This is a genomic window from Paraburkholderia sp. BCC1886 (assembly GCF_900996245.1).
In the GTDB taxonomy this organism is placed as follows: domain Bacteria; phylum Pseudomonadota; class Gammaproteobacteria; order Burkholderiales; family Burkholderiaceae; genus Paraburkholderia.
Genome location: NZ_CAAJGK010000022.1, coordinates 1 through 15,901, shown reverse-complemented (window position 1 = coordinate 15,901; position 15,901 = coordinate 1). Strand labels below are relative to the sequence as shown.

Here is a 15,901-nt window from a genome sequence, read left to right as displayed (position 1 = left end):
CGTCATGCTGGCGTCTGCTGCAACTCGGTTTGCGGATCGGCTTCGATGCGGTCTTCGAGCATCATTGCGCGCTGTATTGCACAACCGAGGGTTTCGACAGGAACATCGCGGCGGGTGCCGGGATCATTCCCGAAGTTTCGCCAAATAAGGTAATCACTATGGATGGGCTCGCTGGCGAGCGCATCGAATACGGAGCTTAAAGCAGGAACGTGGTCGCCATAAAAACATAGCACCGCCGGACGCTTACGCTTGCGCAGGTAATCGGTCAGTCTGCCGATCATTTTGTCCGCGTTTTCGATGTGTCGAAGGTAAGCGGTCAGATCGCGCCAGCGAGCATCGTCCCCGAGGCTGTGCCGCGTGTCGGACTCGCCGGCGGCAACCGGTTCCAGATGGAGCGGACCGTGATTCTCCATCGTGATCGCAAACGCGAAGACCGGTCGATCGTCACATTCTTGCAGGAGGCCGATGATAGCATCGGTCACCCCGGCGTCTCCAATATAAGGTCCCACGCGAGGCGCATCGTCGAAGTTCTCGATGCTAAGAAAACGGTCGAACTGCATAAAGCGGAAAGCTCTGCGGCGACCGAAGAAATCCGCGTAATAAGGATGAAGCGCCGCAGTGAGATAACCGCCGCGGCTGAAATAACCGGCGATCGACGCACACACGCGACGCACGTACAAGTAGGGATAAAAACGTGCATAACGCAGTGCCGTCGAGGGCAATCCCGTCAGCAACGCGAATTCACTACGCATAGTATTGGCGCCCCAGGCCGGCACCGTCAGTTGGCCTTGCTCGAAAGACTCGCGGCGAGCACGGTCGAATTGCACGTAGGGGCCGGACAGAATCGACTCGCTCATGCGTCGCGCATCGAAATACGATTCGCTCTGGATAACGATCACATCCGGTCGTGTTTCCGGGCGACCGTTTGCAAACGGACCCGAGTCGACTGCACGGGCAAACGCGTGCTTCTCGGCTCGCCCGAGTCCGTTGATGAGGTAGGTGACGAACGATGCGAGGAAACCGAATCGAAGTTGATCCGCTTCCGGGTGAAGCGTCGGCGACAGACGACGTGCGAGCACCAGACAGAGCGGCACGCAGCTCACCGCGAGTACTCCCGACACGCAGCGCCCCAGCATGCCGATGGGCGTTTCGAGTACGAAGCCCGTCGCCGCTGCCGCCACACCGACGACGATGGCCAGCGCCTTGTCGATGCCGAGGAACGGCAGATAGAGACGCGGGTGAGCGAAGGCCTGACTGAACAAGGTCAGATCGGTGAAGACGAATGGCTCGCGCAGCGACTCGTACTTGGCATTACCGATAACGGCGAGCAACGCGATCAGCACGACGACGAGCACCGTCGAAAAAATCGGCCGTCCTGTCAGCGAAAGGCTCGCGCAGATCACGAGCGCGACCGCCGCGACGTGCAGCATGAGCGCTGCCAACGGTCGGTCTAACGATGGGCGGGGAATCGCAATGGCGTCGACGATAAACGAGCAGACGACTGCGGCAGCCGCAATGGCAAGTCCGGGCACCACTTCACGTTATCCGGCGAGGAAGGTAGGACAGACGACCGAGAATCAGGTCAGCGAGCGCGACTGGTAGCAGACGCAGCAGTTTGATGCCGAAGGCCAGCGTGAACGGAAAAGCAATCTCGACGCGGCGCTTAGCCAGACGCTTGCGGATGTACAGCGCGGCTTTTTCTGGGCTCCACATGAAGGGCTTGTTGCCGGGGAAAACGTCGCTCATCGAGGTGCGTACGAAACCCGGCATGACGACCGACATGCCGATGCGGTCCTGCGCGAGGATTGGACGCACCGAATCGCAGTACGCAACCAGCGCGGCTTTGCTCATGCAGTAAGCGGGAGAAATGGCCATGCCGCGCAATGCAGCAAGCGAACTGACCACGGCGACCTGGCCGCGGCGGCGCGTACGCATGCGCTCGATGGCAGGCAGCACGGAATGGATCGCGCCGTAGAGATTGGTGTCGACCACCTCGGCGGTGCGCGTGACGTCTTCCCAGTCTTCCGACGAGGTCAACGTGCTGGCGACGCCCGCATTGGCGATAAGCAGATCGATGGGATGCTGCGAGTCGAACTGGATCATCCAGTCATGTACGGCCGCGGAATCGCGCACGTCCATCGCACCGACCACGACCTCAGCGCCGTTCGCGCGGCATTCGGCGGCAACGGCTTCGAGTCGTTCGAGATTTCTGCCAATCACGCCCAGCGTCATGCCGGGTGCCGAATAACACAGCGCGAGTGCGCGCCCTAGCCCGGCGCTACCGCCCGTAATAACGACCACACGCGGTAATCCCGTGCTCATATTGCCCCCAGGTGCAAACCATAATCGTTTGCTATCTACTCTCTCAGTGAATCTAGTATTCGCGATTTGTATAGCTGCGAAGCTCTAAACACAAACAACAATTCAGCGCTAATCACCGGATTGGCGTGCCCGAAACTGGGTTGGTGAGCGGAATTGCCAGACTTTGCTGGCCAGCTAATCGATGGAGATCAAGCCGGGCTTCGCGGCGCGCCCTTTTCACTACTGTCTCGCTCTGACGGCGGCGGGTCGAATGCACGCCTATCGTCGACGGCACTATACAGGGGTAGTGGGTGATAAACAATAAGCAGCACGAGTGAAGGGGAGATTCACAGGTATTCGTCGCTATGGCAAATTCGCCCCCGCCCATTGACCGCTCTCGCCACGGGAGAGGAAATTGGTGAATTAAGGGCTCGGTAACAGTTTCTATATTTCCAATTATTTCTTGGAGTAGACACCGCGTCATCCTCACGAAGACCATTGGGTTGCTCTACTATCCGTCTGGAACAGAAACACCATCTACCTTGCACGCTGGCGCATCGAAAAACACCTATCCCCCAGCCTGCTCTCACGCATCCCCCCCAAACAAATCCCTTGTAAAAACCTTCCCTTCCACATCCGCCAGATCCGCCGTCAACCGATTCGCCAGAATCACATCCGCAGACTGCTTGAACTCATCCAGATCGTGCACCACAGCGGAATTGAAAAACGTAGCCTCCTGCATGGCCGGCTCATACACGATAACTTCTATCCCCTTCGCCTTGATCCGCTTCATCACCCCCTGAATACTCGAAGCGCGAAAATTATCCGACCCGGCCTTCATCACCAGTCGATAAATCCCCACCACTTTCGGCTGCCGCTTCACCACGCTGTCGGCAATAAAATCCTTCCGCGTACTATTCGAAGCTACGATCGCATGAATCAGGTTCTGCGGCACATCGCTATAGTTAGCAAGCAACTGCTTCGTATCCTTAGGCAAGCAATACCCACCGTACCCAAAGCTCGGATTGTTGTAATGCGATCCAATGCGAGGATCGAGGCACACACCCTCGATGATCTGGTGCGTATCCAGACCATGCTGCGCCGCATACGTATCGAGCTCATTGAAATAAGCCACGCGCATAGCCAGGTAAGTATTGGCAAAAAGCTTGATCGCCTCGGCCTCGGTGCTGCCGGTAAACAACGTCGGAATCTCATCCTTGACCGCGCCCTGCTTCAGCAACTCGGCGAAAATCTCCGCACGCCTCGACCGCTCGCCCACCACGATGCGCGATGGATGCAGGTTGTCGTACAGTGCTTTGCCTTCACGCAGAAATTCGGGTGAGAAGATCAGATTCTCGGTGCCCAGCGTCTCCCGGGTGCGTTCCGTATAACCGACTGGAATCGTCGATTTGATAACCATCACGGCATTCGGATTGATTGCAATGACATCGCGGATAACGCTCTCGATAGAGCCGGTGTTGAAGTAGTTTGTTTGCGGATCGTAGTCCGTGGGCGTCGCAATGACGACATAGTCCGCACCGACATACGCATCTTCTTTATCCTGCGTAGCGCGGAAATTAAGCGGCTTATGTGCGAGAAAATCCTCGATCTCGGAGTCTTCGATTGGCGACTCCTTGCGGTTGAGCATCGCCACCTTCTCGGGCACGATGTCCAGCGCGATGACCTCGTTGTGCTGGGCAAGCAATACGGCGAGAGAAAGGCCGACGTAGCCGGTGCCAGCAATAGCGATTTTCATGCAGATTTCTCACGGACGGAAAAGAGCATCAGGCTACCATTTTCGCAGCCAATGCCAATCGCCTCCGACCACAAATAAAAAATGCGGCCCCGCCAGAGCACTCTACAGCGCCCCAGCGGCTCCGCTTTTTTTGTGTAGCCGCAGTACGACTCTCTCAGGTTCTCTTTTTTTGGTATAAAAAATATAGCGTTTTACGAACCTGTTCGCAAGCAACAACACTCCGCACCAGGGTCTTCCCTGAGCAGCCAAACGTTTGCGTCGAAAATTCTTAGCCGTTACGGGCGGCCTTGACGAGACACGCCGACAGATCGTCGAAATGCAGTAATGCGGCTTGGGTCAGTTCGATCTGTTTGCGCCGGGCATCGTCGGTATCGGCGAGGCTCACCCAGCCTTTTTCGCGCATCGACTTGAGCCGCGCGTGCAGCATGGCCGGCGAACCCAACTCGCTTCTCGCCATCATGTCCCGCACCGACAGGCGCTCGTGCGCCTGACTCGCGCGAGCAACCAGCGCGAGAATCCGCTCTTCCAGCGGGTCGAGCGACGGCAACGAAGTCAGCCCCCTCAGCGTGTCGGTGAGTTGCAGGAAGCGTAGATAGATATCGGCAGGACGGGTCATGGGCGCGCTAATCGACAACCTGAGCAACCGGCAGAAGATTCGCCGGCGATGCGAGATACATAGATGTATGCGCACCGATTCTACTCGACTACCTTGACGCCAAGCTTTCCATTGCATTTCGTTGAGGAATGGTGAAAGTCCCAATGAAAAAGCCCCGTAAGACTTTCGTCTTACGGGGCTTTTCGACAGCAGAGAGGTTGCTGTTTAGCGGGACATCATGTTCATGCTGACGTTGTGCATGATCCACAACGAGCCGACGATCAGGATCACGACGGTGAGTACCGTGAAGCCGAACGCCGTGACGTTCCAGCGTTGTGCCGACGAGGTGTTCATGTGCAGGAAGAACACCAGATGCACGACGATCTGCACGGCCGCGAGAATCGCGATGGCGTACAAGGCGTTTTCGCCGGTCAGCGTGTGGTTCAGCACGAGGCCGAACGCGGCAACGGTCAGGATGACGGAGAGAATGAAACCGGTCGCGTAGCTGCCGAGGCTGCCGTGGCTCTCACCCGAGTTTGCGTTATGGCTATGGTCCATTTAGATCACGTTCGCAAGGTAGACAAAGGTGAAGACGCCGATCCACACGACGTCCAGAAAGTGCCAGAAAAGGCTCAGGCACGTCAGGCGGATCATGTCGCGTTCGGTCAGGTCACGGTGGCTCAGAATCTGGATGGACAACACCACCATCCAGATCAGGCCGCACGTCACGTGCAGACCGTGCGTGCCGACCAGCGTGAAGAACGACGACAGGAACGCGCTGCGGTCCGGGCCGGCGCCTTCGGCGATCAGGTGCGAGAACTCACGCAGTTCGAGCACGAGGAACGACAGACCCAGCAGGAACGTCACGGCCAGCCAGAACAGCAGCACGCCCTTGCGGTTCTTGTGCGCGCCCAGCATGGCGAAGCCGTACGTAATACTGCTCAGCAGCAGCATGGTCGTTTCGAGCGCCACGCCGGGAATCTCGAACAGATCCTTGCCCGTCGGGCCACCGGCGAACTGGTGGCTCATCACCGCGAACACTGCGAACAGCGACGCGAAGATGATGCAGTCGGTCATCAGGTACAGCCAGAAGCCGAATACCGAATGCGACGGCGGGTGATCGGCGTGGTGCGCGTCATGATGATGCGCGTCGGCCGTAATCGTAGTGTTTGACATCAATCCACCTCCAACGCAACCTGCGCAGCAGCGCGGGAACGTTTCTCTTCAGTTGCCGCGACCTCGGCCGCCGGAATGTAAAAGCCTTCGTTCTTCTGGAAGCTATACACGATCACCGTACCGATCGCGCCGACCAGACCGATGATGGCCAGCCACCAGATGTGCCAAACAGCAGCAAAACCCAGCACCAGCGAGAACACGGCAGTCACGACACCGGCAGACGTATTCGACGGCATGTGAATGTCGCTATACACCGGCTTCGCCTGGTTCTTGCGCGACTTCATGTCGGAGAACGCATCCAGCTCGCGCACTTCCGGAATGATCGCGAAGTTGTACGACGCCGGCGGCGAGCTCGTCGCCCATTCCAGCGTGTGGGCATCCCACAGGTCGCCCGTCAGGTCGCGGTTTTCCGGCTTGTTACGGTCGCGAATACTGACGACCAGTTGCAGCACCTGGAACACGATACCGATTGCGATCAGCACCGCACCGACCCACGCGAACAGCAGCCACGGGTGCCAGTCAGGATTGTCGTAGTGGTTCAGACGACGCGTCATGCCCATGAAGCCCAGCACGTACAGCGGCGTGAATGCCACCCAGAAACCGATCTGCCAGAACCAGAACGACGCCTTGCCCAGCTTTTCGTTGAGCTTGAAGCCGAATGCTTTCGGGAACCAGTAGTTGAAGCCGGCGAGGTAGCCGAACAGCACGCCACCGATAATCACGTTGTGGAAGTGAGCGATCAGGAACAGGCTGTTGTGCAGCACGAAGTCCGCACCCGGAATCGCCATCATCACGCCGGTCATACCGCCGATCGTGAAGGTCACCATGAAGCCGAGCGTCCACAGAATCGCGGGCGTGAACTGCAGGCGGCCGCGGTAAATCGTGAACAGCCAGTTGAACACTTTCACGCCGGTCGGAATCGCAATGACCATCGTCGCAATACCGAAGAACGAATTGACGTCGGCGCCCGAACCCATCGTGAAGAAGTGATGCAGCCACACGAGGAACGACAGCACCATGATCGCGCAGGTCGCCCACACCATCGTCTTGTAGCCGAACAGCGGCTTCTTGGCGAAGGTGGCGACGACTTCCGAGAACACGCCGAATGCCGGCAGGATCAGGATGTACACCTCGGGGTGACCCCAGGCCCAGATCAGGTTCAGGTACAACATGGCGTTACCGCCAGCGTCGTTCGTGAAGAAGTGCATGCCCAGGTAACGGTCGAGACCCAGCAATGCGAGCGTCACGGTCAGGATCGGGAACGCAGCCATGATCAGCACGTTCGTGCACAGCGCGGTCCACGTGAACACGGGCATCTTGAAGAACGTCATGCCCGGCGCGCGCATCTTCACTATGGTCACGAAGAAGTTCACGCCAGTCAGCAAGGTGCCGATACCGGAGAGCTGCAAGCTCCACAGGTAATAGTCGACCCCGACACCCGGACTGAACTGCAATTCGGACAACGGCGGATACGCCAGCCAGCCCGTTTGCGCGAATTCACCGATCACGAGCGAGATGTTGATCAGCACTGCGCTGATCGCCGTCATCCAGAAGCTCAACGAATTGAGGAACGGGAAGGCGACGTCGCGAGCACCGATCTGCAGCGGCACGACGATGTTCATCAGGCCGACCATGAACGCCATCGCCATGAAGAAAATCATGATGACGCCGTGCGCGGTAAAGATCTGGTCGTAATGGTGTGGCGGTAAGAAGCCTGGCGCGTTATACGACAGCGCCAGCTGGGTACGCATCATGATGGCGTCCGCGAAGCCGCGGAACAGCATGATGAGCGCAACCACGATGTACATCACGCCCAGCTTCTTGTGGTCGACCGACGTGAGCCATTCGGTCCACAGGTAGCGCCACTTTCCGAAATAGGTGATCAGACCCAGTACCAGCGCACCGCCGATGGCGATGCCCGCGGCCGTCACCATGATGATCGGCTCGTGGTACGGAATCGAGTCTAGTGAGAGTTTTCCGAACATGCGTTACCCCTTAACCTTGGGCGCGCAGTTGGCGTCCTTCATGTTGTCCATGACGTTACCGTTGTTGTAATGGGCAATGATGTTGTGGAAGAGCTTGGGATCGACCGCCGAGAAGTAGCTCACCGGCGCTTTCTCGGACGGTGCCGACACCGTGTGGTAACGGTCCATGCTCAGGTTATCCGACGAGGCACGCACCTTCGCGACCCATGCGTTGAAGTCGGCCGGCGATTGCGCGAGCGTACGGAACTTCATGTCCGAGAAGCCCTTGCCGCTGAAGTTGGCCGAGGTGCCCGCATAGTCACCCGCTTCGTCGGCAATCAGATGCAGACGCGTTTGCATACCCGCCATCGCGTAGATCTGGCCGCCGAGTTGCGGAATGAAGAACGAGTTCATCACCGTGTCGGACGTGATCGTGAAGTTCACCGGGGTGCCGACCGGAATGGCCAGCTGGTTCATCGACGCAATGCCGAGGTCCGGATAGATGAACAGCCACTTCCAGTCGAGTGCGACGACTTCCACGTTGATCGGCTTGACCTGCGACTCGAGCGGACGATACGGGTCGAGCTCATGCGTGCTCTTCCAAGTCAACACGGCGAGGAAAATAATGATCAGCGTCGGAATCGTCCAGATGGCGATTTCGATAGCCGTCGAATGGGTCCAGCCCGGTTGGTACTTGGCGTCCTTGTTGGTCGCGCGATAACGCCATGCGAACAGCAAGGTCAGTGCGATAACCGGCACCACCACGATCAGCATGGCCCACGTCGAGGTCGCGATCAGATCGCGTTCGGCGAGACCCACACTGCCCTTCGGATTCAAAATGTCGAGGTTGCTGCAACCCGATAGCAACAACATGAGGCCGGCAGAAAGGAACCCCATCGACCCTCGTAGAGTCTTTCCTTTCATAGTTTTTGCCTCTTTTGTACTGCATCAACGAACGTCATTAGACCGCTCTCCATTAGTAAGCGCTCGCATAATAAAGGGACGCCAAGGGGGAAATAAAGCGTTGTTTCTGCAACGATCTATTGCGTCGCAATAGCGTGTGACATGTTGCCGCACGAGCCGTGCAGACTGGAACACATCGCACGTCATTGCCTGTTCCGCAAGTCGTGTCAGAAACGTAAACCCCCTTCAAACAAGCGCTAAAACGCGAAAAGACTCCGAAGAGTCGCAACGCGTAACAGCACTTGCCAGACGCGGCCCGGCGCCTTGACCGCGCGCCGGCATTACAACATCGGTCCCACCTATGCTGCAACCGCAATCCACTCCATGCCTCAGCCCGGCGTGCGCGAAGTCGCGGATGCCGGAGTCGGCGCCGCGGCTTGCAGATGCTCGTTCTCCGGAACCGAATCGCCCGGATGCGACGAACGTTCCGATTGCGCGAGCAACGTGCCGACCGACGGATCGATGGCATCGGTGAACGGCTTCGGATTCAATCCGATCGCAAGCACCAGCAACGCCAGCGCGCCGAGCAACGCGAACTCGCGCTTGCCGATATCGGCCAGCTTCGCAACACGCGCATTCGCAATCGCGCCGAAGATCACGCGCTTGTACATCCACAGCGTGTAGGCCGCACTGAGAACCAGAGTGGTCGCCGCAATCGCGCCGATCCAGAAGTTGAAGCGGATCGCCCCCATCAGCACCATGAACTCGCCGACGAAACCCGACGTGCCCGGCAGACCGATGTTGGCCATCGAGAACAGCATGACGAATGCAGCGAAGCGCGGCATTGTATTCGCGACGCCGCCATATTCGGAAATGGAAGCGGTTTTGGTGCGCTCGTAAAGCATGCCGGTGCACAACAGCATCGCGCCGGAAATCACACCGTAAGACAGCATCTGCACGATCGCGCCGGCCTGACCGATGCGGTTGAACACGAACAGACCCAGCGTGACGAGACCCATGTGGCCAATCGTCGAATACGCGAGCAGGCGGCGCATGTCGGTTTGCACGAGCGCAAGCAGGCTCGAATAGACGACGGCGATCAGCGACAGCGTAATCATCATCGGCGCGAAGAAGTGGCTGGCCTGCGGCGCGATCGGCAGCGCGAAGCGCAACAGACCGTAGCCGCCCAGCTTCAGCATGCCGATCATCACCGCGGCACCGGTCGGGCCGTCGAGGTGGACGTCGGGCAGCCACGTGTGCAGCGGCCACATCGGCACCTTCACGCCGAACGCGGCGAGGAAGCCGAGGAAGATCAGGATTTGCGGCACGGTGCCGATATGCGTCTCACGCCACAGCGCGAGGTCGAAGCTGTGCGTCTGGCTGTAGAGGTACAGCATCGACATCAGCATCATCAGCGAGCCGAGGAACGACACGAAGAAGAACTTCACCGCGGCATACGAGCGGTTCGAATGACCCCACGTGCCGATCAGCAGATACAGCGGAATCAGCGTCGCTTCGAACGAGATGAAGAACAGCATGCCGTCGAGCGAGGTGAACACACCCTGCATGAAGCCCGACAACATAAGAAACGCGCCGAAGTATTGCGCGGTGCGCTCGGTGATCGATTCCCACGAGGCCACGACGATGATGATCGTGGTCAGCGCCGTCAGCGCCACCAGCCAGAGCGAGACGCCATCCACGCCGACGTGCCACGAAATGTCGAAGGTCGGCGACCAGCGGACGTTCTCGACGAACTGCATCGACGTCACGTCGTTGCGGAAATTCGATACGAGCGGAAACACCGGTAGAAACCCAGCGACCGCGCCGGCGAGAGCGAGCCAGCGGGTGCGACCACGTGCCGCGTCAGATCCGGCACGCAAAACAATTAGGCCAGCGACAATGGGGATCCAGATAAGCAGGCTGAGAAGCGGAGGCAATGGCATGTGTTCTGTCAAAAACTTGAAGTACAAAACTCCGCTCAAGCACCTTCAGGAACGAAAGCACTGAAATGGAGATGTAAGTTTTATTTCACTCAAAACGACGTGATCGCGGCACAGTCCGCTACACGTTTACCCGCAGTCGAATGACCAAGGGTGGGAGATTACCAAGATAAGAAAACTTTTGCAGCGCAACAACGTCACAGCGGCAGCTTTCATGCGCCATTGCCACGTTTGCTCTTGCGTAATGACTCAAAATGTGCGCGCGCACAAACCTGCAAAGGGCACGACCAAGCGCGAAATTTGCACGAAAAAGACGGTTTTTAGCGGGTGATTAAAAGGTTTTCACGAGTGTCTACTACGCGAGACTTCCGCCGAATAATTTCGGCCTGTTACAGGTCCGTTTTGGGCACCCAGTTTGGCGTTTTCGGCAAATTTTTCGTGTGACCTCAAACAGAAAAAAAATTTTGACCGGCCACTCAATTCGCGGCCTTTTACCGCCTCCGAACCGAAGCTCACATCTCTGCCCGAGTGCCTTTCAGCCGGATAACGAACCGCTCTGAAAGACGTCCGACTTTCGAATGGCCTACGTTTTCCGCGTCTGTCTGCAGCATGGCGCGTGCAGAGATGCAGGCATCTCTGGCATGATCGATCGCACGCTCCCTCGCCAGACTTTCCGGATCCCTGCATGCCGCTTCATGACGAAGGTGCCGTTCCCGCACTCGAATGCCGTGGACTCAGCAAACACTATGGCGCAGGCCGCATCGTGCTGGCCGCGCTCGATTTCGCTCTTGGCGCGGGTGAGTTCGTCGCGATCATGGGCGACTCCGGTGTCGGTAAATCGACGCTGCTCAATCTGATTGCCGGGTTGGACCAGGCGGACGGCGGCGACGTGTTCATCGACGGCCACGCGGTCTCGCGTCTGGACGACAACGCCGCGACGCGCCTGCGCCGGCAAAAGCTCGGCTTCGTGTTCCAGGCGTTTCACGTCTTGCCTCACCTGACGCTCGACCAGAACGTCGCGTTGCCGCTGCTGCTCAACGAAATGCCGACGGCGGCCGCCGGCGAGATGCTCGCCACCGTTGGACTGGGCGGCCGCGGCGCCGATTTTCCGCGGCAACTGTCGGGCGGCGAATTGCAACGTGTCGCGATTGCACGCGCGCTCGTGCATCGCCCGACCCTGATCCTCGCCGACGAACCCACCGGCAATCTCGACCCCGACACCGCGCACGACGTGCTCGAACTGTTTCGCCTGCAAAGCAAGCTGACCGGCGCGGCCACGATCATGGTCACGCATTCCGAAGCGGCCGCCGCCGTGGCCGACCGGATTCTGATTCTTCGCGACGGCGGCCTGCACGCCCCCGCGCCTGCGTCACCGGCCGGCGTATCGTCGCGCGCCCTCTCCGCCGACGATGCACGCTGACCCGGCGGTCCGTGCGCGCGGAAATGGCCGCCGCCTGCTCGCGCGCTGGCTGCTCGGCGCGGAGTGGCGCAGTCATCGCGCCCGCGCACTGGTTGCCGTCGCAACCATCGCACTGGGCGTAGCGCTCGGCTACGCCGTTCAATTGATCAACAGCGCGGCCTTCAACGAATTTTCCGCAGCCACCCGGAGCCTTTCCGGTGAAGCCGATCTGCAGGTGCGCGGCGCGCGGCCACTCATGGACGAGTCCATTTATCCGCAGATCGCGACACGCGCCGGCGTGACGCTCGCGAGCCCCGTGCTGTCGCTCGACGTCACCTTGCCGGAGCGCAACGCGTCGTTGCCCCTGCTCGGCATCGACGTGTTCAAGGCGAGCCGCATCGCGCCCGATCTGATCGGCGTGCCCTCGCCTCAAAAGCCTTTCGATACGCTCGCGGCCGACACGGTGTTTCTGTCGGTCGCCGCACAGCAGTGGCTGAAGGTCAAGGTCGGCGACGATCTGGCCGTACGTAACGGCACGTCGATCGTGCACTTGCGAGTCGCCGGCGGGCTCGTAAGGACACGTCCGGGTCAACGGCTCGCCGTGATGGACATCGCTGCCGTGCAGTGGAAGTTCGGTCTGGTCGGCAAGCTGTCGCGAGTCGATCTGCTGCTCGAACGCGGCGTGAATCGCGAACGTTTCCGGCGTGCGCTGCAGGCGCAACTCGGTAGCGAATGGGTGATCGCCGAGCCGCACGATGCCGAGAGCCGCACGGATCGTCTCTCGCGGGCCTACCGGATCAATATGAACGTGCTGGCGCTGGTGGCGTTATTTACCGGCGCGTTCCTCGTGTTTTCGACTCAGGCGTTGAGCGTGGTGAGACGGCGTGCGCAGTTCGCGGTGCTGCGCGTTCTCGGTCTGACGCGCGGCCAGTTACTGCGGCAGATTCTGATGGAGGGCGCGCTGCTAGGGGTGCTCGGTTCGCTGGCAGGGCTCGCGCTCGGCTTTGCCATGGCGAGCGCCGCGCTGCGCTTTTTTGGCAGCGACCTGGGCGGCGGTTACTTCCCCGGCGTGCAACCTCGAGTCGGCTTCGAGCCGCTCGCGAGTGTCGTGTTTTTTCTCCTCGGTCTCGTAGTGTCGGTGTTGGGCAGCCTCGCGCCTGCGCTCGAGGCTGCGCGAGCAAGGCCCGCGTCGGCGCTAAAGGCCGGCGCTGAGGAAAGCGCATTGGCGCGGCTTGCTACGCCCTGGCCCGCGCTTCTTTGTCTGCTGGCGGCCGGCGCACTCTCGCAGATGCCGCCGTGGTTCGATACACCGATCGGCGGCTATCTCGCCGTTGCGCTGTTGCTGGTCGGCGGCATCGCGCTGATGCCGCGGATTACCGCGCTCATATTCGGCGCGGCGAGCCGCGCGCTGTCAGCGTGGCGCGGTGCGAGTGCCGGCGCTGTCAGGACGCTGGCGCTCGCGCGGCTCGCGAATGCGCCGGGTCATGCGTCGATTGCCATGGGCGGCGTGTTGTCGAGCTTCGCGCTGATCGTCGCGATGGCCATCATGGTGGCCAGTTTTCGCGTATCCGTCGAAGACTGGCTCGGTCATCTGCTTTCCGCCGACGTGTACGTGCGCGTTGCACCGAATGGCGATACGGGCGGCTTGCGGCCAGGCGAACAGCGGTTGCTCGCGGCCGTCCCCGGCATCAGGACCGCGGCGTTCGGACAAAGCTCGCAACTCACGCTGGATCCTGCACGGCCGGACGTCGCGATACTCGCGCGTGAAATCGATGTCGCGGATCCCGGTGCGAATCTGCAGATGACGGGCGCGGTGTTGTCGCCCGCCGGCTTGCGACCATCGGAGACGCCTGTTTGGGTATCCGAAGCAATGGTCGATCTGTACGGCTACCGGGTTGGCCAACGTGTGACGCTGCCGCTCGGCGAGCGCGGGCATCGCTTCGTCGTTGCCGGCGTCTGGCGCGATTACGTCAGGCAGACCGGCGCGGTCCAGATCCGGCTCGAAGATTATCGGCGTTTGAGCGGCGACACGAATGTCACCGATGTTGCCGTTACCGACGAGCCAGGCGCGAGCATCGATCGGGTGATCGCTGGAATCAGGGCGCTGCCGTTCGGCAAGTCGCTCGAGTTGTCGCAGCCTGGCGAGATTCGGGCGCGCACGCTCGTCATCTTCGATCGCAGTTTCGCCGTGACGTATCTGCTCGAGGGCGTCGCTATCGTGATTGGTTTATTCGGCGTGGCGGCGACGTTTTCCGCGCAGGCCCTCGCGCGGGCTCGCGAGTTCGGCATGCTGAGACACGTCGGCGTCACCCGCTCGCAGATCCTCGGCATTCTCGCGCTCGAAGGCGGCATGCTGACGGCCTGCGGTATCGCGATGGGCTTCGTGCTCGGCTTCGCGATCAGTCTGATTCTGGTGTTCGTCGTCAATCCGCAATCGTTTCATTGGAGCATGTCGCTGCATGTTCCGTGGATACCGCTTTGCACGGTCGCGCTCGTCATGCTGGTGTCGTCGTGCTCGACGGCGGTGATGGCGGGACGTGGCGCCGTGTCCGTGGATGCGGTTCGTGCGGTGAAGGAGGATTGGTGATGCGGGTGTGGGTTTGCGCGGGTTTATTGTCGGCGGTGTTTGGCGTGGGACTGGCTGGACATCGTGCATTTGCTGAAATCGACCCGCCACGGTTCGCCGCGGTGACGCCGGGACGGCCGGTTCTCGTGACGAGAGATAGTGGCGCGCATCCGGCATTTCGCACGGAATGGTGGTACGCGACGGGGTGGCTCACGACGCCGGACAATCGGCCGCTCGGGTTTCAGATCACGTTTTTCCGTTCTGCAACCGGTCATGATTCCGCGGACCCGAGTGCGTTCGCGCCTTCGCAGTTGATCATCGCGCACGCGGCGCTCAGCGACCCGACCGTCGGCCACCTGCTCCACGATCAACGGATTGCGCGCGAGGGGTTCGGTCTAGCCTTCGCGAAGCCCGGCAATACGGACGTGAAACTCGATGCGTGGACCATCGTGCGCGCGGCGGATGGTCATTACGACGTCGATGTCGATGCGGATGGCTTTGCGCTGCGTCTCGCGTTGACGCCGACTCAGGCTCCGCTGGTTCAGGGCGAGTCGGGTTACTCGCAGAAGGGTCCACGACCCGAGCAGGCCAGCTATTACTACAGCGAGCCGCAATTGCGCGTGACGGGACGGGTCGTGCGACGAGGTGCGGGGGCGGATGCCTCGAAGCCGGAGGTGCGCGTCGATGGTTCAGCGTGGCTGGATCATGAATGGTCGAGCACCCTGCTCGATGCGGATGCGGTCGGTTGGGACTGGCTCGGTGCGAACCTCGCGGACGGTTCGGCGTTGATGGCATTCAGAGTGCGCAACCGCGAGGGTCACGCGATGTGGGCGCATGCCGCGTTAAGAAGCGCGACGGGGAAGGTTACGTCGTTCGATCACGATCAGGTCGATTTCACGCCGTTGCGCACATGGCGTTCGCCGCGCACGAACACCGCGTATCCCGTTTCGATGAGCGTTAAAACCGGCCCGCTGACATGGCGACTGGATCCGTTGATGGACGATCAGGAACTCGACTCCCGGCAGTCGACAGGAGCGGTGTATTGGGAAGGCGCGACGAAGGTGAGCCGGGAGGGTGTGGAGGTCGGGCACGCGTATCTCGAGTTGACGGGTTACGCGGATGCTTTACGACTCGGTGGACATTGAAGCCGTAAACGCAGAAACCCCACCGTTGGCCGGTGGGGTTTCTGTTGCTGCTGGGGAGCCTGACGATTACCTACTTTCACACGGGAATCCGCACTATCATCGGCGTGGAGTCGTTTCACGGTCCTGTTCGGGATGGGAAGGGGTGGGACCGACTCG

12 protein-coding genes are annotated in these 15,901 nt (G+C 60.1%); 3 read left to right on the top strand and 9 right to left on the bottom strand.

Going from position 1 to position 15,901, the window contains the following annotated elements:
- Positions 1 to 2 precede the first annotated feature (2 nt).
- The 9 genes from FQ746_RS01745 to FQ746_RS01705 all read right to left on the bottom strand — a co-directional run bounded on the left by FQ746_RS01745 (position 3) and on the right by FQ746_RS01705 (position 10,638).
- Complete coding sequence (locus FQ746_RS01745; RefSeq protein ID WP_186310600.1) at positions 3 to 1,430, bottom strand: LTA synthase family protein; 1,428 nt, start codon at positions 1,428 to 1,430, stop codon at positions 3 to 5.
- 106 nt (positions 1,431 to 1,536) lie between these two features.
- On the bottom strand, positions 1,537 to 2,322 hold the full coding sequence (locus FQ746_RS01740) for an SDR family NAD(P)-dependent oxidoreductase (protein WP_144106943.1): 786 nt from the start codon (positions 2,320 to 2,322) through the stop codon (positions 1,537 to 1,539).
- 565 nt (positions 2,323 to 2,887) lie between these two features.
- Complete coding sequence (locus FQ746_RS01735) at positions 2,888 to 4,057, bottom strand: nucleotide sugar dehydrogenase (RefSeq protein ID WP_144106941.1); 1,170 nt, start codon at positions 4,055 to 4,057, stop codon at positions 2,888 to 2,890.
- 268 nt (positions 4,058 to 4,325) lie between these two features.
- The gene (locus tag FQ746_RS01730; protein WP_144106939.1) at positions 4,326 to 4,673 is read right to left on the bottom strand and encodes a winged helix-turn-helix domain-containing protein; all 348 of its coding nucleotides are present in this window, start codon (positions 4,671 to 4,673) and stop codon (positions 4,326 to 4,328) included.
- 204 nt (positions 4,674 to 4,877) lie between these two features.
- Positions 4,878 to 5,210 (bottom strand): cytochrome o ubiquinol oxidase subunit IV, encoded by a 333-nt coding sequence (cyoD, locus tag FQ746_RS01725; protein WP_144106937.1) that lies wholly within the window; start codon positions 5,208 to 5,210, stop codon positions 4,878 to 4,880.
- Positions 5,211 to 5,828 carry a cytochrome o ubiquinol oxidase subunit III gene (cyoC, locus tag FQ746_RS01720; RefSeq protein ID WP_144106935.1) on the bottom strand — a complete coding sequence of 206 codons (618 nt, stop codon included), beginning with the start codon at positions 5,826 to 5,828 and terminating at the stop codon, positions 5,211 to 5,213. It abuts the gene before it with no gap.
- Positions 5,828 to 7,813, bottom strand: coding sequence for a cytochrome o ubiquinol oxidase subunit I (gene cyoB / locus FQ746_RS01715; protein ID WP_144106933.1), 1,986 nt, complete (start codon positions 7,811 to 7,813; stop codon positions 5,828 to 5,830). The genes cyoC and cyoB overlap by 1 nt, the downstream gene beginning before the upstream one ends.
- Before the next feature lie 3 nt (positions 7,814 to 7,816).
- On the bottom strand, positions 7,817 to 8,716 hold the full coding sequence (gene cyoA / locus FQ746_RS01710) for a ubiquinol oxidase subunit II (protein ID WP_144106931.1): 900 nt from the start codon (positions 8,714 to 8,716) through the stop codon (positions 7,817 to 7,819).
- 368 nt (positions 8,717 to 9,084) lie between these two features.
- Entirely contained in the window at positions 9,085 to 10,638 is a 1,554-nt protein-coding gene (locus FQ746_RS01705; RefSeq protein ID WP_144106929.1) for a NuoM family protein, read from the bottom strand.
- Between the two features lie 682 nt (positions 10,639 to 11,320).
- Between FQ746_RS01705 and FQ746_RS01700 the strand changes: the two genes are divergently transcribed.
- Genes FQ746_RS01700 through FQ746_RS01690 form a run of 3 tightly spaced genes read left to right on the top strand, consistent with a single transcriptional unit; the run spans position 11,321 to position 15,745 of the window.
- Entirely contained in the window at positions 11,321 to 12,055 is a 735-nt protein-coding gene (locus FQ746_RS01700) for an ABC transporter ATP-binding protein (RefSeq protein WP_144106927.1), read from the top strand.
- Positions 12,045 to 14,621: an FtsX-like permease family protein gene (locus FQ746_RS01695; protein ID WP_144106925.1), complete on the top strand. Its 2,577-nt coding sequence runs from the start codon at positions 12,045 to 12,047 to the stop codon at positions 14,619 to 14,621. Before FQ746_RS01700 ends, FQ746_RS01695 begins: the two co-directional genes overlap by 11 nt.
- Positions 14,621 to 15,745 carry a lipocalin-like domain-containing protein gene (locus FQ746_RS01690; RefSeq protein ID WP_144106923.1) on the top strand — a complete coding sequence of 375 codons (1,125 nt, stop codon included), beginning with the start codon at positions 14,621 to 14,623 and terminating at the stop codon, positions 15,743 to 15,745. Before FQ746_RS01695 ends, FQ746_RS01690 begins: the two co-directional genes overlap by 1 nt.
- The last annotated feature ends 156 nt before the right edge of the window (positions 15,746 to 15,901 follow it).